At 42.4% G+C, this 22,371-nt stretch carries 24 protein-coding genes; 10 read left to right on the top strand and 14 right to left on the bottom strand.

Translation table 11 applies throughout. The features are described from left to right. Nucleotides 1-35: 35 nt before the first annotated feature. Together paeA and CDG60_RS12790 are read right to left on the bottom strand one after the other, a co-directional pair. Complete coding sequence (gene paeA / locus CDG60_RS12795) at nucleotides 36-1,361, bottom strand: polyamine export protein PaeA (protein ID WP_087511849.1); 1,326 nt, start codon at nucleotides 1,359-1,361, stop codon at nucleotides 36-38. Between the two features lie 128 nt (nucleotides 1,362-1,489). Then, nucleotides 1,490-2,479: a LysR family transcriptional regulator gene (locus tag CDG60_RS12790; protein WP_087511848.1), complete on the bottom strand. Its 990-nt coding sequence runs from the start codon at nucleotides 2,477-2,479 to the stop codon at nucleotides 1,490-1,492. Between the two features lie 638 nt (nucleotides 2,480-3,117). Here CDG60_RS12790 and CDG60_RS12785 point away from each other — a divergent pair. Beyond that, nucleotides 3,118-4,719, top strand: a complete 1,602-nt coding sequence (locus CDG60_RS12785) for an isocitrate lyase (RefSeq protein WP_087511847.1) — start codon at nucleotides 3,118-3,120, stop codon at nucleotides 4,717-4,719. A 140-nt stretch (nucleotides 4,720-4,859) separates the two neighbouring features. Here the strand turns inward: CDG60_RS12785 and CDG60_RS12780 are convergent, their stop codons facing one another. Continuing rightward, nucleotides 4,860-5,354, bottom strand: coding sequence for a copper resistance protein NlpE (locus tag CDG60_RS12780; protein WP_087511846.1), 495 nt, complete (start codon nucleotides 5,352-5,354; stop codon nucleotides 4,860-4,862). 473 nt (nucleotides 5,355-5,827) lie between these two features. Here CDG60_RS12780 and CDG60_RS12775 point away from each other — a divergent pair, with 473 nt between their 5' ends. After that, nucleotides 5,828-6,424: a 1-acyl-sn-glycerol-3-phosphate acyltransferase gene (locus CDG60_RS12775; RefSeq protein ID WP_087511845.1), complete on the top strand. Its 597-nt coding sequence runs from the start codon at nucleotides 5,828-5,830 to the stop codon at nucleotides 6,422-6,424. 98 nt (nucleotides 6,425-6,522) lie between these two features. Here CDG60_RS12775 and CDG60_RS12770 read toward each other — a convergent pair whose 3' ends face one another. Together CDG60_RS12770 and CDG60_RS12765 are read right to left on the bottom strand one after the other, a co-directional pair. Further along, nucleotides 6,523-6,852, bottom strand: a complete 330-nt coding sequence (locus tag CDG60_RS12770) for a hypothetical protein (RefSeq protein ID WP_087511844.1) — start codon at nucleotides 6,850-6,852, stop codon at nucleotides 6,523-6,525. A 128-nt stretch (nucleotides 6,853-6,980) separates the two neighbouring features. Beyond that, nucleotides 6,981-7,742 (bottom strand): 3-oxoacyl-ACP reductase, encoded by a 762-nt coding sequence (locus CDG60_RS12765; RefSeq protein ID WP_087511843.1) that lies wholly within the window; start codon nucleotides 7,740-7,742, stop codon nucleotides 6,981-6,983. Nucleotides 7,743-7,977: 235 nt separating this feature from the next. On the opposite strand from CDG60_RS12765, the gene CDG60_RS12760 reads away from it, so the two are divergent. Then, nucleotides 7,978-8,394 (top strand): hypothetical protein, encoded by a 417-nt coding sequence (locus CDG60_RS12760; protein ID WP_160117047.1) that lies wholly within the window; start codon nucleotides 7,978-7,980, stop codon nucleotides 8,392-8,394. Nucleotides 8,395-8,403: 9 nt separating this feature from the next. Here the strand turns inward: CDG60_RS12760 and CDG60_RS12755 are convergent, their stop codons facing one another. From CDG60_RS12755 to mrdA, 3 genes are all read right to left on the bottom strand, one after another. Then, nucleotides 8,404-9,138, bottom strand: a complete 735-nt coding sequence (locus CDG60_RS12755) for a sulfite exporter TauE/SafE family protein (protein ID WP_087511841.1) — start codon at nucleotides 9,136-9,138, stop codon at nucleotides 8,404-8,406. 165 nt (nucleotides 9,139-9,303) lie between these two features. Then, nucleotides 9,304-9,849: a 16S rRNA (guanine(966)-N(2))-methyltransferase RsmD gene (gene rsmD, locus CDG60_RS12750; RefSeq protein WP_087511840.1), complete on the bottom strand. Its 546-nt coding sequence runs from the start codon at nucleotides 9,847-9,849 to the stop codon at nucleotides 9,304-9,306. 3 nt (nucleotides 9,850-9,852) lie between these two features. Continuing rightward, entirely contained in the window at nucleotides 9,853-11,832 is a 1,980-nt protein-coding gene (gene mrdA, locus CDG60_RS12745) for a penicillin-binding protein 2 (protein ID WP_087511839.1), read from the bottom strand. Between the two features lie 247 nt (nucleotides 11,833-12,079). On the opposite strand from mrdA, the gene CDG60_RS12740 reads away from it, so the two are divergent. The 4 genes from CDG60_RS12740 to CDG60_RS12725 all read left to right on the top strand — a co-directional run bounded on the left by CDG60_RS12740 (nucleotide 12,080) and on the right by CDG60_RS12725 (nucleotide 15,045). Continuing rightward, nucleotides 12,080-12,598, top strand: a complete 519-nt coding sequence (locus CDG60_RS12740) for a hypothetical protein (RefSeq protein WP_087511838.1) — start codon at nucleotides 12,080-12,082, stop codon at nucleotides 12,596-12,598. A gap of 65 nt (nucleotides 12,599-12,663) precedes the next feature. Continuing rightward, nucleotides 12,664-13,980 carry a DUF445 domain-containing protein gene (locus CDG60_RS12735; protein ID WP_087511837.1) on the top strand — a complete coding sequence of 439 codons (1,317 nt, stop codon included), beginning with the start codon at nucleotides 12,664-12,666 and terminating at the stop codon, nucleotides 13,978-13,980. An 84-nt stretch (nucleotides 13,981-14,064) separates the two neighbouring features. Next, nucleotides 14,065-14,718, top strand: a complete 654-nt coding sequence (gene adk, locus CDG60_RS12730; protein WP_087511836.1) for an adenylate kinase — start codon at nucleotides 14,065-14,067, stop codon at nucleotides 14,716-14,718. Nucleotides 14,719-14,814: 96 nt separating this feature from the next. After that, a complete protein-coding gene (locus CDG60_RS12725) occupies nucleotides 14,815-15,045 on the top strand; it encodes a hypothetical protein (RefSeq protein WP_147387790.1) in 231 nt (76 codons plus the stop codon). 12 nt (nucleotides 15,046-15,057) lie between these two features. Here the strand turns inward: CDG60_RS12725 and nth are convergent, their stop codons facing one another. Both nth and CDG60_RS12715 read right to left on the bottom strand, forming a co-directional pair. Continuing rightward, the gene (gene nth, locus CDG60_RS12720) at nucleotides 15,058-15,744 is read right to left on the bottom strand and encodes an endonuclease III (RefSeq protein ID WP_087511834.1); all 687 of its coding nucleotides are present in this window, start codon (nucleotides 15,742-15,744) and stop codon (nucleotides 15,058-15,060) included. Continuing rightward, complete coding sequence (locus CDG60_RS12715; protein WP_087511977.1) at nucleotides 15,741-16,541, bottom strand: RnfABCDGE type electron transport complex subunit B; 801 nt, start codon at nucleotides 16,539-16,541, stop codon at nucleotides 15,741-15,743. The genes nth and CDG60_RS12715 overlap by 4 nt, the downstream gene beginning before the upstream one ends. A gap of 70 nt (nucleotides 16,542-16,611) precedes the next feature. Between CDG60_RS12715 and CDG60_RS18450 the strand changes: the two genes are divergently transcribed. The 3 genes from CDG60_RS18450 to CDG60_RS12700 all read left to right on the top strand — a co-directional run bounded on the left by CDG60_RS18450 (nucleotide 16,612) and on the right by CDG60_RS12700 (nucleotide 19,313). Beyond that, complete coding sequence (locus CDG60_RS18450; RefSeq protein ID WP_087511833.1) at nucleotides 16,612-16,800, top strand: hypothetical protein; 189 nt, start codon at nucleotides 16,612-16,614, stop codon at nucleotides 16,798-16,800. Nucleotides 16,801-16,889: 89 nt separating this feature from the next. Next, nucleotides 16,890-18,233: an NADP-specific glutamate dehydrogenase gene (gene gdhA, locus CDG60_RS12705; protein ID WP_087511832.1), complete on the top strand. Its 1,344-nt coding sequence runs from the start codon at nucleotides 16,890-16,892 to the stop codon at nucleotides 18,231-18,233. 177 nt (nucleotides 18,234-18,410) lie between these two features. After that, nucleotides 18,411-19,313 carry an alpha/beta hydrolase gene (locus tag CDG60_RS12700; protein WP_087511831.1) on the top strand — a complete coding sequence of 301 codons (903 nt, stop codon included), beginning with the start codon at nucleotides 18,411-18,413 and terminating at the stop codon, nucleotides 19,311-19,313. A gap of 18 nt (nucleotides 19,314-19,331) precedes the next feature. Here CDG60_RS12700 and CDG60_RS12695 read toward each other — a convergent pair whose 3' ends face one another. From CDG60_RS12695 to rlmH, 4 genes are all read right to left on the bottom strand, one after another. Further along, a complete protein-coding gene (locus tag CDG60_RS12695) occupies nucleotides 19,332-19,820 on the bottom strand; it encodes an META domain-containing protein (protein ID WP_160117045.1) in 489 nt (162 codons plus the stop codon). An 83-nt stretch (nucleotides 19,821-19,903) separates the two neighbouring features. After that, on the bottom strand, nucleotides 19,904-20,680 hold the full coding sequence (locus tag CDG60_RS12690; protein ID WP_087511829.1) for an META and DUF4377 domain-containing protein: 777 nt from the start codon (nucleotides 20,678-20,680) through the stop codon (nucleotides 19,904-19,906). Between the two features lie 158 nt (nucleotides 20,681-20,838). Continuing rightward, nucleotides 20,839-21,615 carry a DODA-type extradiol aromatic ring-opening family dioxygenase gene (locus CDG60_RS12685; protein WP_087511828.1) on the bottom strand — a complete coding sequence of 259 codons (777 nt, stop codon included), beginning with the start codon at nucleotides 21,613-21,615 and terminating at the stop codon, nucleotides 20,839-20,841. Between the two features lie 120 nt (nucleotides 21,616-21,735). Further along, nucleotides 21,736-22,218: a 23S rRNA (pseudouridine(1915)-N(3))-methyltransferase RlmH gene (gene rlmH, locus CDG60_RS12680; protein ID WP_087511827.1), complete on the bottom strand. Its 483-nt coding sequence runs from the start codon at nucleotides 22,216-22,218 to the stop codon at nucleotides 21,736-21,738. Nucleotides 22,219-22,371 lie beyond the last annotated feature (153 nt).

Here is a 22,371-nt window from a genome sequence, read left to right as displayed (position 1 = left end):
AATACCCTCGTTCATGAGGGTATCAATCGGTATGTTTATTCTTCGGACTGAGCTTCTGGATGCTCAGCTTTTTCCAGTAAGCGGGTCACCAGCAGCTGATCTATTTTAAAATGATCGACATCAACCACTTCAAATTTATAGCCGCCATAAATCACGGCATCTGCTGGGCGCGGAATTTTACGTAAACGGAACATCATAAAGCCGGCAAGGGTTTCATAATTTTCCTCATCTGGCATTTCATCAATTTCAAGCGCATGCTTAACGTCTTCAATTGGAGTACTGCCTTCAATCAGCCATGAATTGTTGTCACGTTTAATGATCTGCTGATCTTCTTCAATCGGTGTTACCCAGTCACCCATGACCGTAATCATAATGTCGGACAGAGTAATCACGCCAACGACCAAGGCATATTCATTAATCACCACCGCAAATTTCTCTTTGGTGGAGCGGAAACGGTCAAGTACTTCTGATAAGGTCAGTGTGTCAGGAATAGTCAGTACTGTACGGATCGTATTTTCGTTTAACTGTAGTAAAGACTGATTATTTAAAATACGCACCAGAATATCTTTGGCATCCACATAACCAATCACATCATCAATATTTTCACTGCAGACTAAAAACTTGGAATATGGGTATTCGGCAAGTTTCTGACGGATACTTGATTCAGATTCTTTCAGTGTAAAGAACACAACATTTTCACGTGTGGTCATACTTGAGGGAACATTACGTTCTTCCAGCTCAAATACGTTTTCAATAAAGTGGTGTTCCTGTTTCTGCAATACGCCTGCTTGCGCACCAGCATCCATTACCGCAGAAATATCATCAAAAGTAATATTGTCTTCACGGGTGGTGTTCACTTTAAATAAACGGAACAACAGATTGGCAACGGCATTGATAAACCAGGCAAGTGGTTTACATACCACAATGAAAATCTGAATTGGGTTGATCACTGAAACAGCAATCTTTTCTGGTGCAATCATCGCCATGCGTTTTGGCATGAGGTCTGCAAACAGAATAAATAATGAAGTGACTAAGGTGAATGAAAGGGCAAAGCTGATGGTTTCAGCCCAGGGGCCAACATAGAAACGTGAAACAAATTCAAAGAAATAAGGACGGAATGCCCCCTCACCTAAAATACCGCCCAGGATGGCGACGGCATTTAAGCCAATTTGCGACGCAGCAAAGAAATCAGCAGAGTTCTGCTGTAAGTCGAGGACTTTCTGTGCGCGTTCATCGCCTGATTCGGCAAGAATCTTGAGTTTGACTTTACGCGCACCTGCAAGTGCGATTTCTGTCAAAGATAAAAAACCTGCCCCTACAATCAGTACCGCGATGATGAGGATATTCTGGAAAAGGCTCACGAATCCACCTGTGGATTTTGATTATTATGAATATTTTTAACACAAAAGCACCAGAAGGTAATATTCAGATATTCCCTTCTGGTGCTGACAGTATAAGCGTAAAACGCAGTATTTAAGAAGCGTCTTGCTTAATAATGTGAAAATTGTGAATTATTCAATAAATATTCACGGTTTTCCTCTTCAATCATCTGACGTGCAACATACAGAATAAGCTGACGTAACCAACGATGTGCAGGGTGATGATGCAGTAAAGGGCACCATGCCATTTTGAGTTCAAATTCTGGAATATAAAAAGGAGGATCTTTGATTAGCAGGCTCTGGTTATTACCCTGCAAATGTGCAATACGGGATGGAAGTGTGGCAATCAGATCAACATTGGAAGCCAACAGGGCAGGCATCTGGTAATGTCGGGTAAAAACAGAAATTTTACGTTTCTGACCAATACGCTCAAGAGCTTGATCAATCCAGCCTAAACCTGCCTGTTTTTCAGGATTCACACCAAAGCCAACGCCCATTCCTGTTTTTGATACCCAGATATGCTGTGCATCCAGGTAGCTTTTCAGGTTCAGGTTGGTGGCAGCAGGGTGTTTACTGTTTAACAGACATGAAAAACTGTCACGCCATACCAGCACCTGATGGAAACTTTGTGGAATTTCATTGAAACGGTTAATCGCAAGATCGACTTTACCCTGTTCCATGTCGCGGTAAGACACATCACTTGGTGTTAAAAAGTCGAGTACGACATTGGGTGCTTCAGAACGCAGTGCTTTGACTAAACGCGGAACCAGTGTGGCTTCTGCATAGTCTGAAGTCATAATGCGGAATACACGGTTGGATGTATAAGGGCGGAACTCGGTACGAGGTTCAAGAATCATGGAAAGATCAGAAAGTGCATCACGGATACGTGGTTGCAGTTCCAGTGCCCGTTCTGTCGGTGTCATTCCTTCAGAAGAGCGGATCAGGAGAGGATCATTAAATAAATTACGTAAACGACGCAAAATATTACTCATGGCAGGCTGTGTTACACCTAACTGTTCAGCAGCACGAGTTACATTTTTTTCACGAAGCAGTACATCAAGATAAATTAATAGATTAAGATCGACCCGCTCCAGATTCATAAAATAAATACCGAAAATAAAATCAAGAAATTATTTTGATTATGCCATAAGCGATATAGGTTGTGTATAAAAAAAGATGAATTAAAACGCAGTCTGTAACAGGAAATGGAGATCACTTTTCCCTTTTTGAGCAGCCTGCCTTATTCATGATCTGAGGTACTTTTTTCACTGGATTTTTGAGCTTTCTGAGCAGGAACTGAGTTTATCCTTCAGATGGTTTTATTCAGTATCCAGTCATTCACCATCACTTATTTTTTGTGTGATTATTATACTGTAGTGTGTGACATAAAAACTGATTTCAGTTTTAATCTGAAGAGGGAATGCACTTTTTTACAAAAGCACGACTTAAGTCTAATAATTAATTTTTAAGCAATATGTTGTTTTTATGATCACGTTTAAGATTTAAAAAACACATATTAAACAGTAATTTATAAATGTAAATAAATATTATAATACGACTTTGATCTATGTATTTTTTAAATAAATACTGGGAATTAACGCAGAATATTGGATTAATTATTTGACTCAAACTAAGCTAAGTCCATAACAGCGAAGTGTATTAAATCTGAACAATTTATTCCGAGCAGGTTTAGCACTTTAATTGATGAAATCCTAAATATTATATACAGGAACATATCATGTCTACATACTTAACAGCGATTGATGCAATCCGTGAATTAAAAGCAAAATTCGGAAGCACCTGGCGCGATATCAGCCCAGAAGATGCTGCGCGTATGCAAATGCAAAACCGTTTCAAAACTGGTTTAGACATTGCTAAATATACAGCTGCGATTATGCGTCGTGATATGGCTGCTTATGATGCAGACTCAAGCAAATATACTCAGTCATTAGGTTGCTGGCACGGTTTCATCGCGCAACAGAAAATGATTGCGAACAAAAAATACTTCGGTACTACTGAACGTCGTTATATCTACCTTTCTGGTTGGATGGTTGCTGCACTTCGTTCAGAATTTGGTCCACTTCCTGACCAGTCAATGCACGAAAAAACTTCAGTTCCTGCGTTAATCGAAGAAATCTATACTTTCCTTCGCCAGGCTGATGCGAAAGAATTAAACGATCTGTTCCGTGCGCTTAAAAAAGCACAGGAAGCTGGTGATACTGCTAAAGCTGCTGAAATCACTGCTCAGATCGACGGTTTCCAGACTCACGTTGTGCCAATTATTGCGGACATCGACGCTGGTTTCGGTAACGAAGAAGCGACTTACTTACTTGCTCGTAAAATGATCGAAGCTGGTGCTTGTGCACTGCAGATCGAAAACCAGGTTTCTGACGCTAAACAGTGTGGTCACCAGGCTGGTAAAGTAACAGTTCCACACGAAGACTTCATCGCTAAAATCCATGCATTACGTTATGCATTCTTAGAAATGGGTCTTGACGACGGTATCATCGTTGCGCGTACTGACTCTGAAGGCGCTGACTTGACTCAGAAAATCCCAGTGGTTAAAGAAGCTGGCGACATCGCTTCTCAGTACATCAGCTACTTAGACACAGTTGAAATCGACATCGCTGAAGCTCAGGAAGATGAAATCCTGATTAAACGTAACGGTAAATTACACCGTCCTAAGCGTTTAGCTTCTGGTCTGTATCAGTTCCGTGAAGGCACTCAGATTGACCGCGTTGTACTTGACTGTGTGTCTAGCTTACAGAACGGTGCTGATCTTCTTTGGATCGAAACTGCGACTCCAAACGTTGAAGAAATCGCTCACATGGTTAACCGTGTTAAAGAAACAGTTCCAAATGCGAAACTTGTTTATAACAACTCTCCATCGTTCAACTGGACTTTAAACTTCCGTCAGCAAGCATACGACCGTTGGGTTGCTGAAGGTAAAGACGTTTCTGCTTACGACCGTGCTAAATTAATGAGCGCTGAGTACGATGCAACTGAATTAGCTGCTGATGCTGATGAAAAAGTTCGTACATTCCAGGCAGATGCTTCTCGTGAAGCAGGTGTGTTCCATCACCTGATCACTCTTCCGACTTACCACACAGCTGCTCTGTCTACTCACGAGCTTGCTCAAGGTTACTTCGGTTCTGAAGGTATGCTGGCTTATGTTGCTGGTGTACAGCGTAAAGAAATCCGTGGTGGTATTGCTTGTGTTAAACACCAGGCAATGGCTGGTTCTGACATCGGTGATGATCACAAAGAAATCTTCTCTGGTGACAACGCTCTTAAAGCGCACGATGATGCTAAAAACACAATGAACCAGTTCGGTGGTTAATCCTCCCGAGTGATTCAAAAAAACCCAGCGAAAGCTGGGTTTTTTTATGGAGAAATTAAAGCCTGTGAACGGCGAGCTGTGAATTATTTCAGAATAATGGATACAGTATTTTGTTCGCTTAAAGCTGAAAAAACTGAATGTCAGTGCAACTCTTTCTGCAGCTTGTAGTTCAGTTTTGTTTCCAGTGCTTCTCCTGTCTCTTTATCACGGGCTTCAACAAAGTTTTCACCGACAAAGAACTTTCTGTTTTCTGCTGCTTTATCCAGGGTAATGATGGATGGATTGTCCTGATCAAAACTGAAAGTACCTTTGACCTTAAATTCATTGCCTGTACCTTTACCCTGGTATTCTTCAGTCAGTTCATAGGTTTTATCTGATTTAAGTTCAAGTTCAGTTTCAATGCCTGAGCAGTCAGCACATGGGAAAACGCCTTTGTATTCACCTGCCCAGTCCAGTGATGTTTCAGCGCTGTCAGCAACAGGAAGCTGGCTTGACGATGCTGGATTTTCAGTGGCAGGAGTGGAAGACTCTACAGTCGAGGGAGCTGCTGATTCTTCAGTTTTAGGTTTATTACAGCCTGTAAGACTGAATGTTGTAACCAGACCAAGTGCGAGAGCAATGCATGTTTTTTTCATTGGATTATCCTGGAAAAGCGTTGTTTTATTCATCAGAAATTAAAACATAACATAGTGCCTGGTGCTTGTCAGAGTATTGTTAAAACTTGTGGGACAGAGCGGCGTGTAATTTAGAGCATGGCTCTGATTGAAGTCTGTATTACTGGCAAAATAGACCATAAAAGACATCAGTAAATTTTAGGAAATTGAATATCTGGAAAGGAAATAAGATCAGATGGTCTGGAAATTTCTGACGGCGAGCATTTAAGGCTGATCTGATAATTTTTATTGAAAATAAGAAGTGTGTGAAATTTTTAGCATGTAAATAATTACAATATGAAAATTAAGTGTTTTTCAGTCTGTATGATGTTTAAAAAGCTGAAATAATTTCTTATACATTTATATATTAATTGTATATTTTATCTGCACTTATGACTGTTTAATCTGTGCGTCATTGGTACAATTCGCACAAATTTTATATTGCGAAATATACCATGTTCGAAAAAATGGCAGAACAAAGTCTGGGGCTGATGGGCTGGAAAATAGATAATCATTGGGATCTGACTCTGGATCAGTGTGTCATGATTGCAGCACCACATACCAGTAACTGGGATGCACTGTATGCCAGGCTTGCTCTGAAGGCATTAGGTGTCAATGTGCGGATCACGATTAAAGACAGTTATATGAAGCTGCCATTTGGTCCATTTGTACGAGCTATGGGTGGTATTGGCATTGACCGGCGTCCTAAAAAAGAAGGTGAGCCTCGTCCAAGTATGGTGGATCTGATGAGTGATCTGTTTAAGACACATCAGAAACTGGTCATGCTGGTAACCCCTGAAGGTACACGTTCAAAACAGGAACAATGGAAAACCGGTTTTTATCATGTCGCAATAAATGCTGGGGTGCCGATTGCTCTTGCATACATGGACTATGCGAAAAAGACGACAGGTATTGGAAAAATTGTCTATCCTACAGGGAATTACGAGCAGGATATGGCTGAAATTATGGACTTTTATGCAGGAATCAATCCTAAATATCCAGAGTTGTTCAGTGTGGACCGTCGTTATCATTCTGATGAAAAGGATGCATAAGACTGACGGATAATGATTTTTGCGTCACAATGAAATACTGAAGCAGAATATATCGATATTCTGCTTTTTTATTTCCAGATCTACAGGCTGTATCTGTTTTATTGATCGGCTGTGACTGTAATTCCGCCAAGACTCTGACAGGCAGAGCGGTAAACAGCGTACTGCTGCTGTACGATTTCACTCAAAGGCATATCAAACAGCTTTTCGCCATTTTTATAACTTTCCACATAAACTTCAACTTTCTGACGGGTCACTGCAAGTAAGTGCTCATGGTAGCTGGTGATCGAAGTATGAGACATATCTGAACTTTCGATATTGTTACACTGGAACTGCGTCAGCAGTTTTTCAGCATGTTTCAGGTCTTTGGATGCACTGAGGGAGCAGGCAGTCAGAAATAGATATAGACAGATGACGGTGAGAGATTTCATGTGGAGGGGCAGGGCAGAAATAGGCAGATGTACCCAGTATTGTATAAAAAACTGGGTACCTATAACTGAAGATACAGGATCTGACCGCTTAAAAAATATCTGGTTGAGAAACCGTTGATCGGGTCTGATCAGCCCTTGACCAGCCCGCCATCAACAATCAGATTCTGACCTGTTACAGCACGTGAAAAAGGTGATAAAAACATCAGGACTGCATCCGCAAATTCTTCAGGCGTTGTCACCCTGCGTAAAGGTGTGGATGCTGCAATTAAATCAAAGACAGCATCAGGCGTTGCTTTGCTGGCATCGGTTGTCTGCAGCAGTCCACCTGAGAGCATATTGACATTGATGCCATACTGTCCAAGTTCATGCGCCGATGTTCGGGTAAATGCCAGCAGTGCTGCTTTTGCGGCAGTATAGTCATGATAAGGAACAACAGGGTTCTGAACCAGATTAGTACCGATATTGATGATTCTGCCAAACTGTTGTTTTTTCATACCTTCCAGTGCTGCCTGAGTGGTATTCAGGGCAGCCTGTACAGCACCGTTAAACTGACTTTGTAAATGTTCAGCTGTAAGCGATATAAGATCGGGGCGGGCATCACCATTAAATTCAAAGTGTACCAGGGCATTGTTTACAACAGCATTGATCGGACTGCCGAAATGCTGTTTAGCTGCTAGGAACAGGGCTTTGATCTGATCAGCATTGGTCACATCTGCCTGAACACAGAAAACCTGTTCAGGATATTCCTGCTCAAGCTGTTTTGCTGACTGTTCGCTGCTTAAGTAATTGACAACGATGCGAGCTTTTTCACGTAATAAAGCCTTGCTTATAGCCAGTCCAAGCCCTCTTGCACCGCCCGTAATTAAAACAATCTGATCTTTAATCTGCATGAAAAAACACTCTTAAATTTTATCTGAGACATTAACAGGTCTGGTCGTATAAGTGAAAGTTTAAGCGCAAGGATAAACATGTTTGATCAGATATTTTATTGATAGAACAATAAAATAAATGCTGTTCACATTTTACTTCTCTGTCCTGACTGGGTGTGTTAAAAGTAGCAGATATAAAGCGGTTCAGAACATACAGAGATATGAGTGGTCATGATTTATTTATATGGTCAGTTTAATGCGTAATATTCTTTTATTTTTACTGTTTCAGTCCAGTTGTGCTTTTGCTGAAAATGCAGACATTAAAGATGTCGAAATGGACTCTGAGATGATTGATATTCATGAAGAAGAACAAAAGCAGCTTGCTCAGCAAACTGAAGAAGAAAATCAGGACTATGCTTTACTGAATAATCAGTTTTTTGAAAATGATCTGGTTCGGATTTATAACTATACGGCTTATCAGACAGATGCAGTAAAGGGGAAACTGCTGGATGGCGGTATGGATCAGATCGGTTTACAGGATTTCTATGTCTCTTTTGGTTATGGTATGGAATTTAAATTAAATCGCTCCAACAGGGTGGGTTATGAATACATTTCAGCTTTTCCATACGATCGGGGGCAGGTGATCCGACTGTTCTGGACATTCAGTTTCTAGTCCATATTTTCAGTGCAACAATACAGTGAGCAGTAAAAAGCATCCCGAGGTAAACAGCAGCGACAGCACAGTATGCTTGAACTGTTTTTCTGAAATTTTATAGAAAAGTCGTGCACCCAGTATGGCTGGAATGCTGACACTGAGTAAAATAGCCCCCATATAAGGCAGATGTTCAGTGTGAATAGTCCCCTGGAAAAGATAGGCTGCCAGAGTGAACAATTGAATACCAAAATTAAAATGTCTGAGAATATAGCGCTGTTCGTCTTTACTCAGATTTTTCAGCATGACCCATGCAGAGGGTAGTGAACCACAAAAGCCCCCGAGTCCTCCCAGAATACCTCCAGTAAAGCCAATCAGGCTGTCAGCGGCTTTTCCAGACTTCTGAATCACGGAAAACTGTGGGTTGAAGAACATCACTGGACACCATAGAACAAGAAACAATCCGAGGATTAATTTGAAAGTTTCAGGATTGATCAGTACCAGTAAATACGTCCCTATCGGAACGCCGATTATTCCCGCAATAAAATAGGGTAAAACCAGTGAAATATTACTTTTTTGCTTCTGTTCGCTGCACATCGAAATGAGATGACTCCATACCGAGGCAAAAACCACCAGGGGGGCAGCGAGCTGTGGTGAAAGCACCCATACCCAGAACGACATGGCGATTAATGCAAAAGCAAAGCCTGTCAGTCCCTGCACAAAGCCGGCGACTACAGCACCAGAAATAAAAAGTAACCAGGTCATTCAGAAAAACAGATAGATAAAAACTGAAGCGTTATTGTAAGAAAAAATATACATGGTGTGTTGTGGTATTCGCCATTTTAAACAATAAGAAAAATATCATGGGGAGAATGTAGAAAAGGATACAGATAAAAAGGTGCATTCAGCACCTTTTAAAATATCGGGAAATCAGCTTTTCTGAAACAGTCCTGCCTGCACTGTCCCTGCTCTGGTCTGTTTGATCAATTGCCAGGAGGCAGGCAGTTTCAGCTGTTCCAGTGAACGATCAGCTTCCACATAAATGAATCCCTGGGGTTTAATCAGTGGATCAGCCAGCATGGATAGTTCTTCCCATAGATCCAGGCTGTAAGGTGGGTCCAGAAAAACCACATCAAACATGCTGTTCAGTGCAGGTAAAATCTTCTGGGCGGTTGATGTTTTCAGCTCCGCATTTTTTGCATTCAGCAGTTTAATATTATTTTTCAGAAATTCAGCCTGGGTACGCTCAGGTTCAATCATCAGCACATGAGATGCACCACGGGACAGGGCTTCGAAACTCAAAGCTCCAGAGCCTGTACACAGGTCAAGAACAGCAGCATTCTGAATGTCCCACATTAACCAGTTGAACAGTGTTTCCCGGACACGGTCAGGGGTCGGACGTAAGCCCTCAACTGAAGCAAATGGGAGCTGGCGTCGCTTCCATTCTCCACCAATAATTCTGAGCTGATTCTTCATAAATTACTCTGTATCTTCACTGTGTGACGCGGGTGCCTGTGTTGTCGCAGTTGCTGATGATGCAGCGTCAGCACCACTTGGAAGCTCTCCTGGTTTGATACCGGCTGTCATTAAGCCACCGCTGATCTGATGATCTGCAGGACGGACTGGTGTTTTTTTACGTTTAAGCAGCCAGTAGTCAAACAAGGGTTTTGCCAGCTGGGCTGCTGAGCCACCGTGACGACCATTTTCCCATACAACAGCAACAACAATTTCTGGATTTTCAGCTGGAGCAAAACCAATAAACAGACCGTGATCGAGCTGGCGTTCGGTCAGCAGGGATTCATTATAACGTTTACCCTGTGCAATACTTTTGACCTGGGCTGTCCCTGTTTTACCTGCAATATGATACATCGGGGTTCGGATTCCACGTCCGGTTCCAGACTGTACAACGTCGACCATGGCATCGCGCATTTTTATCCAGTCTTCAGGCTTGCCATTAAACTGGATTTTTCCATCAGGGGCGTTGTGTACAACATATGGCTTCGAACCTTTACTCTCACGCAGGACATGAGGGGTCACGTGTGCTCCCTGATTGGCAGTGATCGCAGTTGCCATTGCCAGCTGTAATGGTGTTGCTGTAAATGCACCCTGACCAATACTGACGGAAATCGTTTCACCCTTCAGCCATTTGCTTTTACGGGTTCGCATTTTCCATTCCTGACTTGGATAGAGTCCTTCACTTTCACTTGGTAAATCCACGCCTGTTTTCTGTCCAAAGCCAAACTGGCGCATCCAGTCATTCATTTTATCAATACCCATCCGATAAGACAGGACATAGAAATAGGTATCGCAGGAAACAATCTGTGCTTTATGCATGTTTACAGAGCCGTGTCCTGTTTTTTTATGGTCACGGAAGCGGTGGCTGTCACCAGGTAAAGTAAAGTAACCTGGGTCTGAAATTGCAGTATTCCAGTCTACATAACCATAGTGCAGCCCCCCCATACCAAACATAGGTTTAATGGTGGAACCAGGCGGGTATGCTCCCTGAACAGCGCGGTTGTAGAGCGGCTGATCCAGGTTATCCCTTAACGCGCTGTAGTCTGTATGACTGATACCTGTCACAAACAGGTTCGGGTTAAAGCTTGGGCTGGAGACCAGTGCCAGAATTTCACCACTGCGGGGATCCATGGCAACAATGGCACCACGACGACCTGCAAGCTGTTCCGTTGCTGTGACCTGTAAACCATAATCAATGGACAGATACAGATCATTGCCCCGAACCGGCTCTTTACGTCCCAGGTTACGCAGTACATTACCATGAGCATCTGCTTCTACAGACTCATTGCCAGGTACACCATGCAGAAGATCTTCATACGATTTTTCCACCCCGATTTTCCCAATCAGGTTGGTGCCGGCATACAGGTTTTTATCTATACTTTTCAGTTCTTTGTCGTTGATTCGACCGACATAGCCAATGACGTGTGCAAACAGTTCGCCGTGTGGATAGTAGCGGGTCATCTGAGTGTCAATGCTGACCCCAGGGAATTTGTATTTGACTTCACTGAATTTAGCAATATCGGCTTCAGTTAAATTCAGTTTCAAAGAAACCCGTTCAGTTTTCTTGGATGTTTTAATCCGGCTTTTGAAACGGTCAATATCTTCCTGAGTCAGGCTTAAAACTGGAATCAGGCGTTCAACAGTATCATCAATATCTTCGACATCTGCACGGCTCATCGTTGCAGAGAAAACTGGGTAGTTATCTGCCAGTAATATGCCGTTACGGTCATAAATATATCCACGGGCAGGTGCCAGTGGCTGCAGCCGGATACGGTTCTGATCTGAAGCTGTAGAAAATTCATCGAAATGCATTAACTGAAGGTAAGCATAACGCGCCACCAGCAACAGCATAAAAAACAGGACAATACCCAGGGAAATGAAAATCCGATTGCGAAAAATGCGCTTCTCTTGTTGGACATTTTTTAAAGGAAAGTGCTGTTTCATATGCAATCGACTTGAACAACTGAAGTGAAAGAAGGGAAATTTAAGGCAGTCATTCTACAGCATGTGCAGGGTGTTGTGATAATTGAAAATTGTATTGGATTAACATATGGATTTATTTTGACGTTTTTGACATTATCGACAGGAAAAAGGTAAAGTCCTGTCTATAAGAACGAGGACAATTCTGCTAAAGTCGAAAATTCAGAAACAAGGCAGTATTAAAATAAAATTAAGGACATTGGTGACAATAATGACAAGAGTTTATTCCTTGCTGGCATGCCTTACGCTGGCAAATGTTGCGTACGCACAGGATAATCCTTATCTGCCAGAAGCGAAATTAAAGCCAGAAAATGCGGCAACATGGAATGTCGGGGCAGGGGTGACGCATAAGTTACTGCATATGAATGTCGAATGGGTCAATCCATACGGTATCGCCTATGCAAAAGCAGGTGTATTCTGGAATGGTGATAAAGAACCGGGTGGACAGGTTGGTTTCCGCTATCCTTATCATCTGACTGGAACAGATCAGAACGGTTACTACATTGGCGCCTATGCTGGACATATCGAAAGCAAGGAAGTTGATGGTGAAGATAAAGCCCGACTCGGAGCAGGTGTGGATCTGTCATATGTGATGCTCAGTAAAGAGCGGATCAGCACATTCAGTGTGGGAATCGGAGCAGGTGAAAAACTTGAAGACCGTTATGGAAATACAGTGGCGGACATAAATCCAAAGCTACAAATCTCCTATACATTAAGTATTGGCTTGTAAATAACAATGATCAATCCTGAAGTATAAACGGAATCATGTAATTAAAATTAATATGGAAAATATGCATGCTCGAATGGGTTAATGAAGTATGGCAGGCCTTTCTGAATCGTCCTGATTTCTGGGCTGTGCTCAGTATTATACCTGTAACTGCTTTTGTTACCTGGGCACATGTGTGGATGGCACTGAAAATGGTGTTCTATCCATTAAATTTCTGGGGCTTTCACCTTGGACCATTGCCTGTTGGCTGGCAAGGTATTGTACCGCGTAAAGCAGGACGCATTTCAGGGATCATCACAGATAACACCCTGTCAAAATTAGGATCGCTGAAAGAGTTTCTTGAGGCAATGGATCCGGAGGACATGGCACGTATTATCGGTGAACAGGTTGGATTTGAACTTGAACACCTGATTGATGAAGTCATGATTGACCGTAATGCAGTGCTCTGGGAAAATCTGCCCTATTCAATCAAACGCAGAATTTATGGTCAGGCACATAAACAGTTGCCAGGTATCTTAAGGGAACTCGTGACTGAGCTGACCATGAACGTCGAGTCACTTGTGGATATGCGTGAAATGGTGGTCAGCCAGATGGAAGGTGATCGCCGTTTAATGGTGAGAATGTTCCTGAAAGTTGGACAGAAAGAGATCAACTTTATCTGGCATATCAGTGCGCTGATCGGTATGTTTTTCGGTATATTCCAGATGATCGTCTGGTTTGTCGTGCCATGGCACTGGACCGTACCGTTCTGGGCTTCAATATGGGGTTTCCTGACCAACTGGATCGCAATCTGGATGGTATTCAACCCGATTGAACCACACTATATCCGCTACCCTCAGTTCTTTGAACGTACTGAAAACAGAAAGTTTCCGTGGATTAAACCTGTGATTCCCCGTTTAGGAACCTATAATGTCCAGGGTGCATTCATGAAACGTCAGGATGAAGTGTCGGATGTGTTTGCAAGTGTAGTCACAGAAGACCTGATTACGTTAAAATCAATCATGACAGAAATGATGTATGGTGGGAAAAAAGACAAAACCCGTCGTATTGTTAAACGCCACATCAATGAAATCATGGAAACTCCGCTTGTGCGTACTTCTTTACAGTTGTCTCTTGGACCAAAAGAATACGCAAGACTCAAGACAGACTTGATTGATCGGTCAATTGAAATTACGATGGTGCCTGTATGCGACCCTGCGTTTAATGCGAGCCGTGCACAGAAAATCTATCAGATGTTCAGAGATCGTATTCGTGAACTGACTCCGAAAGAATTTCAGAACCTGTTACGTCCTGCATTTCAGGAAGACGAATGGATTCTGATTGTCCTTGGGGGGGTAACCGGGTTTTTAGCTGGTTTAATACATTTGTTTGTGGCTTTCTTATAATTAGATGCTGAGCTGCATATTGAATCCATCATTCAATATGGAACACAAGTGTCATATATATTGTTTAAATGAGGATGTTTTTTTATGCGCATTATATTACTCGGACCACCTGGAGCAGGTAAAGGTACACAGGCTCAGTTGATCTGTAAGCGCTACAATGTCCCACAAATTTCAACCGGTGATATGCTCCGTGCTGCGATTCGTGAAGGTACTGAATTAGGTCTTAAAGCTAAAAGTGTGATGGAATCAGGTGGCCTGGTCTCTGATGAACTGATCATTGGTTTAGTGAAAGAACGCATTGCACAGCCTGACTGTGTCAATGGATGTATCTTTGATGGTTTCCCACGCACCATTCCTCAGGCTGAAGCTTTAGAGAATGAAGGCATTTCAATTGATCACGTGATCGAAATTGATGTACCTGATGAAGAAATCGTAAAACGTCTTTCCGGTCGCCGTCAGCATCCTGCATCTGGCCGTATTTATCATACAATCTACAATCCACCTAAAGTGGAAGGTAAAGATGATGAAACTGGTGAAGACCTGGTTCAGCGTCCGGATGATCTGGAAGCGACAATCCGTAAGCGTTTAGGTTCTTATCATACCGAAACTGAACAGCTTGTAGGTTTCTACCAGGGTCGTGCGGCTTCTGGTGAAAATGCACCGACTTATGACAAACTCAATGGTCTGCGTGCAATTGAAGATGTGCAGAAAGATCTGTTTGCTATCCTGGATAAATAAGATAGAAACAGCTGAAAGTACGCAACTTCAATTGAAGTTTTGACTTTAAAAGAGTCCTGATACATATTAGGGCTCTTTTTTATGGCGGAGTCCCTGATGAAAATTCTATTATTGCTGTTAATGGGGATCTGCTTCATTGGATTGCTGGGATTAAGTGTTTTCAGTATCAGACTGTTGCGTAAGATACAGAAAGAAGCTGCACAGCAAGGCAATGGTTCTGCCGAAAGCAGACAGTATAAAATTCATCCTGGCGTTGAACAGGAACATCAGCGACTTGATGCATTGAAAAAACATCTTGAAAAAAAAGCGAAGTCGGATAAGAAATAACAGAGGGCTGTGTTATGAGGTGATCTGCTGGACTTTAATTGTTCGTGGAGCACCAAATTCGTAGCGGTCTGGCCAGTTACATACATCTGACACAATACATTCAGCACATTTCGGTTTGCGGGCGATACAGCAGTATCGTCCATGCAGAATCAGCCAGTGATGTGAATCAATGATAAATTCTTTAGGTATGACTTTAATCAGCCTGTGCTCTACTTCCAGCACATCTTTACCAACCGCTAAACCGGTACGGTTACCTAAGCGGAAAATGTGAGTGTCCACCGCCATGGTGGGCTGACCAAAGGCAGTATTCAGTACGACATTCGCTGTTTTACGCCCAACACCTGGCAGTGCCTCCAGATCCTTACGATTGTCAGGAACCTGGCTGTTATGCAGTTCAATCAGCATTTTACAGGCTTTGATGACGTTCTCAGCTTTAGAGTTATATAGACCAATGGTTTTAATATATTCTTTCAAGCCATCGACACCGAGGGCATAGATCTGTTCTGGTGTATTGGCAACAGGAAACAGTTTATCAGTGGCTTTATTGACACTGACATCCGTTGCCTGAGCAGACAGGGTAACAGCGACCAGCAACTCAAAGGGATTTGAATAATTCAGCTCAGTTTCTGGATGAGGACGCTGTTCACGTAAGCGTTCAAAAAAAGTCTGAATCTGCTTTTTAGTCATATTTTTTGTCATACAGAGCCACCTTGTACAATATCCAGTTGTCTTTGTAATTCATCCAGTTGCAGCTGTTTTTTTTGGTCAGCCCGCACCGAAAGCTGTTTTTCCAGTTTTTTGATCTGTGTGCGGATTTTAGCTAATTCAATGGTGGTTTTTGCATCCATTGTCACCGTTGCATGGTCAGGTTTATCCGCAAGCTGAATCACAGGAACAGCACTCGACTGTGATGAAAACAGACTGAACAGATCCGTATCAATATCTGCACGGACCACAGGTCCTTTACGGTTAATCCGTCGTTTTTCTTCCCGCTGGATATGCGCATAATAGCGTTTACGCAGGTCATTCTGTTCCTGTATGCGCAAAGACTCATCAGGGACAGATAATGTATCTTCGATCAGATCAATACAGTCAACCGGACAGGGAGGAATACACAGTTCACAACCGGTACACTGATCAGTCAGAATGCTGTGCATCAGTTTACCTGAACCAATAATTGCATCTACCGGGCAGGCACTGATGCATTTGGTACAGCCAATGCATTCATCCTCGCGTATAACGGCTTTCATGCGCTGAGGTCGACCATCGGACTGAACAGGCCATACACTGGCTTCTGCTGTCATACTGGTGCGGTTCAGCAATGCTGCCAGTGCATCTGCAACAGGCTGTCCACCAGGAATACACTTATTTGCATCCTCACCTTCTGAAATTGACTTCGCATAAGGCAGGCAGCCATCACGGTGTCCGCATAAACCACACTGAGTCTGTGGTAATAAAGCGTCAATTTTTTCAATCAGGGAAATCTGCGAATTCATGTACAAACCAGTCTGCTGTATAAAACAAGCATAATAGGGTGGGATTAAAATCAAAGCGCTGAATTTTACCATGAAATGTCATAATTATCCCATGTGCCATACTGGTTCATCAAATGCGTTATTTTTGGGCAAAAAATGCCATATTTACAATGCGGTTACATTAAAAGCGAAAGATGATTCTGATGCGCTTTTTAAACTTAAAACGATGATATTTAAAAATTATATTAAGTTTTTTTTAAAAAAGTATTGTGCAATATGAACAAAAGATATTTAATGTTTTGCGCCAAAATACATCAACGATTGAAATTTTGACCAATTTTGATCCACTTTTATGCTGAGGATTAAGCGTTGAAATATAACAGCCTTAACGACTTCCTGAATTACGTAAAAACACGTGATGCTCATCAACCAGAATTTCTACAAGCTGTAGAAGAAGTGATGACAAGCCTGTGGCCTTTTATCGAGAAAAACCCTGAATATGCTGAACATGGTTTACTCGAGCGCCTGGTAGAGCCTGAGCGTGCAATTCAGTTTCGTGTTTCATGGATGGATGACAAAGGTCAGACTCATGTGAACCGTGCATTCCGTGTGCAATATAACTCTGCAATTGGTCCATTCAAAGGTGGTATGCGTTTCCACCCTTCAGTCAATCTTTCGATTCTGAAGTTCCTTGGGTTTGAACAGACTTTTAAAAATGCTTTGACTACTTTGCCTATGGGCGGTGGTAAAGGTGGTTCTGATTTTGATCCTAAAGGTAAGTCTGAAGGCGAAATCATGCGTTTCTGCCAGGCACTGATGATTGAATTATACCGTCATCTTGGTTCCAACACAGATATCCCTGCGGGTGACATCGGTGTAGGCGGCCGTGAAGTAGGCTACATGGCTGGTATGATGAAGAAACTCAGCAATGACACTTCATGCGTATTTACAGGTAAAGGACTGTCTTTCGGTGGTTCTCTTGCACGCCCTGAAGCGACTGGTTTCGGTACTGTTTACTTCGCTGAAGAAATGCTGAAAACCCGTAGCGACAGCTTTAAAGATAAAGTTGTGACTATTTCGGGTTCTGGTAACGTTGCACAATATGCTGCTGAAAAAGCAATGTATCTGGGTGCGAAAGTGGTTTCACTTTCTGACTCTAACGGTACTGTTTACGTAAAAGACGGTTTCACAACTGAACTTCTTTGTGAAGTGATGGAACTTAAAAACGTAAAACGTGGCCGTATCTCTGAGTTTGCGTCTAAACACGGTTTTGAATACCTTGAAGGCAAACGTCCTTGGGGTATCAAGTGTGACATCGCGCTTCCTTGTGCAACTCAAAATGAGTTAACTGAAGAAGATGCAGTTGCACTTCTTGCAAATGGTGTGATCTGTGTAGCTGAAGGTGCAAACATGCCTTCTACACTTGAAGCAGTAGAGAAATTCGTTGAAGCGAAAATTCTTTATGCTCCGGGTAAAGCATCAAACGCAGGTGGTGTTGCGACTTCTGGTCTTGAAATGTCACAAAACTCAATCCGTCTGGGTTGGACATTTGAAGAAGTGGATGAGCGCTTACATGCAATCATGAAAGAAATTCACCGTAACTGCGTGAAATACGGTACTGAAGAAGACGGTACTGTGAACTATGTAAACGGTGCAAACATTGCAGGCTTTGTAAAAGTTGCTGATGCGATGTTAGCGCAAGGTGTATTCTAAGTTTTAATTTAGAATCATTGAAAACCGATGCTTTTGCATCGGTTTTTTTATGCCGAAAATTTAGTTTTGCTTATTTGCTAAGGTATTCACCCATTTCCATGATTTTAAAAAATATCAGCCAATTCAGTTTAAGCACAATGTGATTATGGTAGGGACAGCACAAAAAGGAAAAATAAAGTGTCCAGTTATCAGTCACACATTGCGATGCTGTTATTTAAACAGCAAAAAAGAATATTTCTCCTGCATAAAAACAATACTCAGGCATTACGCAGCTTTTTTGAAAAGGGGACATTACTCGCCCCATTACCAGCCTTTTTTAAGGCAAAAAAAGTACTGCTGAATAATGTTCCCACCATGCAGATCGAAAACCAGCGTCCGAATAAAAATGCTAAACGAATCTTAGTCTACATTCATGGCGGTGGTTTTGTGGTGGGTAGTCCTAAAAGTTATAAGGGTTATGTAGCAAGTCTGTGTCAGCTGGCACAGGCAAGTTTTGCTTATATTCCAGACTATCGTTTAGCACCTGAGGCACGGTTTCCTGCTGCAATTGATGATGTCTTTGCAGTATGGCAAGGCATTGTGGAAAAATATCAGGGCTATGAAATTGTTTTAGGTGGTGATTCAGCAGGTGGAAACCTGGCACTGGCTTTGTGTATCCGTGCACGAGATGCAGGCGTGGCATTGCCTGAACGTGTCTATCTGCTTTCGCCGTGGCTGGATTTAACTTTGACTTCAGCCAGTCATAAGAAACAAGATCGCGGTGATCCATTTCTGGGTACATATTTTCTTGAAAGAGATTTTGCCCGACATTATGTCGCAGAGCAGGATCGTAAAAATCCGCTGATTTCGCCTTTATTTGCCGATTTTAAAGGTTTACCGCCTTTTTATGTGCAGGTGGGTTCTAAAGAGGTTCTGCTGGATGACAGTCGGGAATTTGCCCGTAAAGCCAGATCACAGGGTGTGGATGTTGAACTTGATATCTGGACAGGCATGTGGCATGCATGGACGATTGTTCCTTTTGTTCCAGAAAGTCGGCAGGCGCGTAAAAAAGCAGGTTTCTGGCTGAGTGCCAGTCACTGAGTAGCCAGACCGGTTGTTTTATTTCTGTTCCTGTTCAGAGCTGAAAGTATAGCTCTCTCCATTATTCAGGGTCAGTTTTAAAGTCCGCTCAGGTCGGTCAGAAATCTTAAACAGCATTGGATTTGAGAGAAACAGCTGTATTAACCGTTCATTTTCCAGGGCACTGCATCCAATCAGCGTACTGATCATGCTCCCTTTGGGAATGATGGTCGTCTGGTTTTCAATGATGTAAGTTCGACCCATGCGGTTACAACCGCCATAGGCATGAATATGATTGTGGCTGAAGCGGATCTGAATGGGATGTTTACTGTGTACAGGTTGATAAGACCATGTATAGTGTTGCAGATTTTCCCAATCAGAAACCTGTAATTCGGAAGACTGTTCCGAGCGGCTGTGATTTTTCTGGGATGGCTGATGATGCTCTTTCAATGTCTGGCAGCCAGAAAATGTAATTGAGAGCAGCGTAATAAAAAGAATATGGGTAAACTTTTTTTGATTTTTTATCATCAGTTGATCCATTTAGCCAGGCGGAAATAAAAAAACCGATGCCTGAACATCGGTTAATTTACTTCTCTACTTATGAATGTGAATTACAGTGAACCTTTAATCGCTTCACGTTCAATAATCATGTCCTGAACATAGGCATATTTAGACTGATCTGCCGCAGGATTCTTAATTTCATAGCGCTTGATACGTACAACCTGACGTTCATTCGGGTTGTGAGTAAAACCATCAATGTTGCTGTAGAACAAAGTCCAGTCTTTATCGACCTGAGTTTTCACTCCGCTCTCAGCATATTTAATTTCACGAACCTGTAAGCAGGTCTGTGGTGCAACGCCCGTGCATGATTTGGTCTGAGGTGAAATTTCCAGGAAAATAGTTTCACCTTCTGACTGATACTTCGCTTCAGGTGTCAATTTACCTGTAAACACAACTTTACCAGCTGCTGGGCTGATCAGTGTCAGTGTAGGAGCTTCGCTGTTTGCAGTATCAAGAACAAAGGCAGTTTTACCGCTCTGGAATAATGATGCAGCAAATGCTTCCTGTTTCATCAGCTCAGGTGAACACATCATATTTGTTGACGCTAAGTTACCGGTTACCAGTACACCATTTTCAACTTTTGCACCGCCAAACATGTTATTACAACCAGAGGAAATGCCGACTTTCTGATCTTTGAAATTCAGCACGATTGGCTGTTTTGTACCTGTTGGCTGGAAAGACCATTGATAAGCATTTAAGGTCTGTTCAGCAGTCCCTTGTTGTTGTAAAACTTTCACAGCAGTATCTCCCAGTTTTTGAATATCACCTGACTGACAGGCTGCCAGAGTAAGAGGGAACAGGGCAAGCGCAAGGTAATGTAATTTCATAGATGATCTGCATGTACTTGATTTAAATGATAACAGGAAGCATAACTGATTTGAGCTGTAAAACAATGGATACATTCTGGGATTTTGGGTTTCAAAATGTATCCATTAATTTATATTTGTTAATTTATAAAAAAATATTATCAATCTGCATGATTCTGTCAGTCAAACCGATAAATATCCATGCCTAAAGAGCCCATGCTGAAACTGTTATGCACAACACTGAAACGTGTACCTGTTCCCATTGAAAAAAATAAGGGTGCAAAATGTTCTATCGTTGGATGATTACGCTGGACAAATGGAATGCTTGACCAGTCCAGTACGGCATCATAATCACTGTGAGCCAGTTTACTGACGACATAATTGCGGAAAGCTGATGCCCATTCAGGTACTGTTGACTGATTGCCATCCCAGGACAGTTCACGCAGATTATGCGTAATACTGCCTGAACCAACGAGCAGAACCTGTTGATCACGCAAGGGAGCAAGAACCTGTCCGACTTTATAAATTTCTTCAGCACTCATGTTCATCGGCAGAGAAATTTCCACAACAGGAATACTAGCATCAGGATACATATGTAACAGTGGCATCCATACACCATGGTCACGCGGACGGGTGCTGTTGGCATGGGCAGGAATATGTGCTTCTGCAAACAGATGAAGAATGGTTTCTGCAAGTTCGGGATGTCCAGGCGCAGGATAGCGCATTTCATACAGTTCCTGAGGAAAGCCACGGAAGTCATGCCAGGTTTCTGGACGGACGCCGGTACTGACTTCCAGACTCTGACTTTCCCAGTGTGCAGACATGACTATAATTGCCTGAGGTACGGGTAGATTCAGGCTCAGGCGGTTCAGTGCAGGACCAACCTGTTCAGGATTCAGAGCAAGCATAGGTGAACCATGAGAAATAAATAAACCTGGGAGAGTCTGTAAGTTCATAATGCTGTGCCTGAGAGTGAATGACCTGTAAGGCATATCATGCCTGAAACAGAAAAAATGAATAAGTGGCTTTATTTCAACGTGTTGTTTCATAAATGAAACGCAAAGTATTTCCAGCAATTATCCTGCACGGTGATAAGGATGATTATGGTTGATACTCATTGCACGATATAATTGTTCAATCAGCATGACACGAACCAGTGGATGGGGCAGGGTCAGCTTGGACAGTGACCAGTGCCATGCCGCGGCTTTACGGACAGCTTCGGAATGACCATCTGGACCACCAATAGCAAGTGCAACATCATATCCTTCCAGCATCCAGCCTTTCATGGTTTCAGCCAGTTTTTCAGTACTGAATTCACGGCCACCGACTTCAAGTGCAATCAGGACTTCATTCTGTTTCAGCTGGGACAGAATGCTTTCACCTTCAATATTTCTGTATTTTAAAATATCCGCTTCGGAGTCATTTTTACCCCGTTTAGCCATAGGCAGTTCAATGACCTGGGTCTGAACAAAAGGCTGAATACGTTTGAAGTAATCTTCAAAACCGGTCAGAACCCATCCAGGCATTTTTTGACCAATGGTGAGAATTCGAATTTTCATACAGACAGTCTATGGCAGGAGTGGAAGTTGCCTATTATAACGCTGAATTACAATATTGAAGATTTAAGGAGACAATTTGCAGTTGAATTTTAAACAGGGCTGTTGCTTTAATATTCATAAATATGGATTCATCTCTCCATAATGGAAAATAAA

The sequence above is a fragment of the Acinetobacter chinensis genome, from assembly GCF_002165375.2.
Classification (GTDB): Bacteria; Pseudomonadota; Gammaproteobacteria; order Pseudomonadales; family Moraxellaceae; genus Acinetobacter; species Acinetobacter chinensis.
This window is presented reverse-complemented; position numbering and strand designations above follow the sequence as displayed.

Excerpts from the sequence above, each read along its gene's own strand:
- CDG60_RS18450 (WP_087511833.1), top strand. The coding sequence starts at position 16,612 with ATGAAATGTCATAATTATCCCATGTGCCATACTGGTTCATCAAATGCG.
- CDG60_RS12775 (WP_087511845.1), top strand. The coding sequence starts at position 5,828 with ATGTTCGAAAAAATGGCAGAACAAAGTCTGGGGCTGATGGGCTGGAAA.
- CDG60_RS12690 (WP_087511829.1), bottom strand. The coding sequence starts at position 20,680 with ATGAAATTACATTACCTTGCGCTTGCCCTGTTCCCTCTTACTCTGGCA.
- CDG60_RS12780 (WP_087511846.1), bottom strand. The coding sequence starts at position 5,354 with ATGAAAAAAACATGCATTGCTCTCGCACTTGGTCTGGTTACAACATTC.
- CDG60_RS12760 (WP_160117047.1), top strand. The coding sequence starts at position 7,978 with ATGCGTAATATTCTTTTATTTTTACTGTTTCAGTCCAGTTGTGCTTTT.
- CDG60_RS12685 (WP_087511828.1), bottom strand. The coding sequence starts at position 21,615 with ATGAACTTACAGACTCTCCCAGGTTTATTTATTTCTCATGGTTCACCT.
- CDG60_RS12715 (WP_087511977.1), bottom strand. The coding sequence starts at position 16,541 with ATGAATTCGCAGATTTCCCTGATTGAAAAAATTGACGCTTTATTACCA.
- nth (WP_087511834.1), bottom strand. The coding sequence starts at position 15,744 with ATGACAAAAAATATGACTAAAAAGCAGATTCAGACTTTTTTTGAACGC.
- CDG60_RS12790 (WP_087511848.1), bottom strand. The coding sequence starts at position 2,479 with ATGAATCTGGAGCGGGTCGATCTTAATCTATTAATTTATCTTGATGTA.
- CDG60_RS12695 (WP_160117045.1), bottom strand. The coding sequence starts at position 19,820 with ATGATAAAAAATCAAAAAAAGTTTACCCATATTCTTTTTATTACGCTG.
- adk (WP_087511836.1), top strand. The coding sequence starts at position 14,065 with ATGCGCATTATATTACTCGGACCACCTGGAGCAGGTAAAGGTACACAG.
- CDG60_RS12725 (WP_147387790.1), top strand. The coding sequence starts at position 14,815 with ATGAAAATTCTATTATTGCTGTTAATGGGGATCTGCTTCATTGGATTG.
- CDG60_RS12740 (WP_087511838.1), top strand. The coding sequence starts at position 12,080 with ATGACAAGAGTTTATTCCTTGCTGGCATGCCTTACGCTGGCAAATGTT.
- CDG60_RS12785 (WP_087511847.1), top strand. The coding sequence starts at position 3,118 with ATGTCTACATACTTAACAGCGATTGATGCAATCCGTGAATTAAAAGCA.
- CDG60_RS12765 (WP_087511843.1), bottom strand. The coding sequence starts at position 7,742 with ATGCAGATTAAAGATCAGATTGTTTTAATTACGGGCGGTGCAAGAGGG.
- CDG60_RS12770 (WP_087511844.1), bottom strand. The coding sequence starts at position 6,852 with ATGAAATCTCTCACCGTCATCTGTCTATATCTATTTCTGACTGCCTGC.
- mrdA (WP_087511839.1), bottom strand. The coding sequence starts at position 11,832 with ATGAAACAGCACTTTCCTTTAAAAAATGTCCAACAAGAGAAGCGCATT.
- rsmD (WP_087511840.1), bottom strand. The coding sequence starts at position 9,849 with ATGAAGAATCAGCTCAGAATTATTGGTGGAGAATGGAAGCGACGCCAG.
- CDG60_RS12735 (WP_087511837.1), top strand. The coding sequence starts at position 12,664 with ATGCTCGAATGGGTTAATGAAGTATGGCAGGCCTTTCTGAATCGTCCT.
- rlmH (WP_087511827.1), bottom strand. The coding sequence starts at position 22,218 with ATGAAAATTCGAATTCTCACCATTGGTCAAAAAATGCCTGGATGGGTT.
- CDG60_RS12755 (WP_087511841.1), bottom strand. The coding sequence starts at position 9,138 with ATGACCTGGTTACTTTTTATTTCTGGTGCTGTAGTCGCCGGCTTTGTG.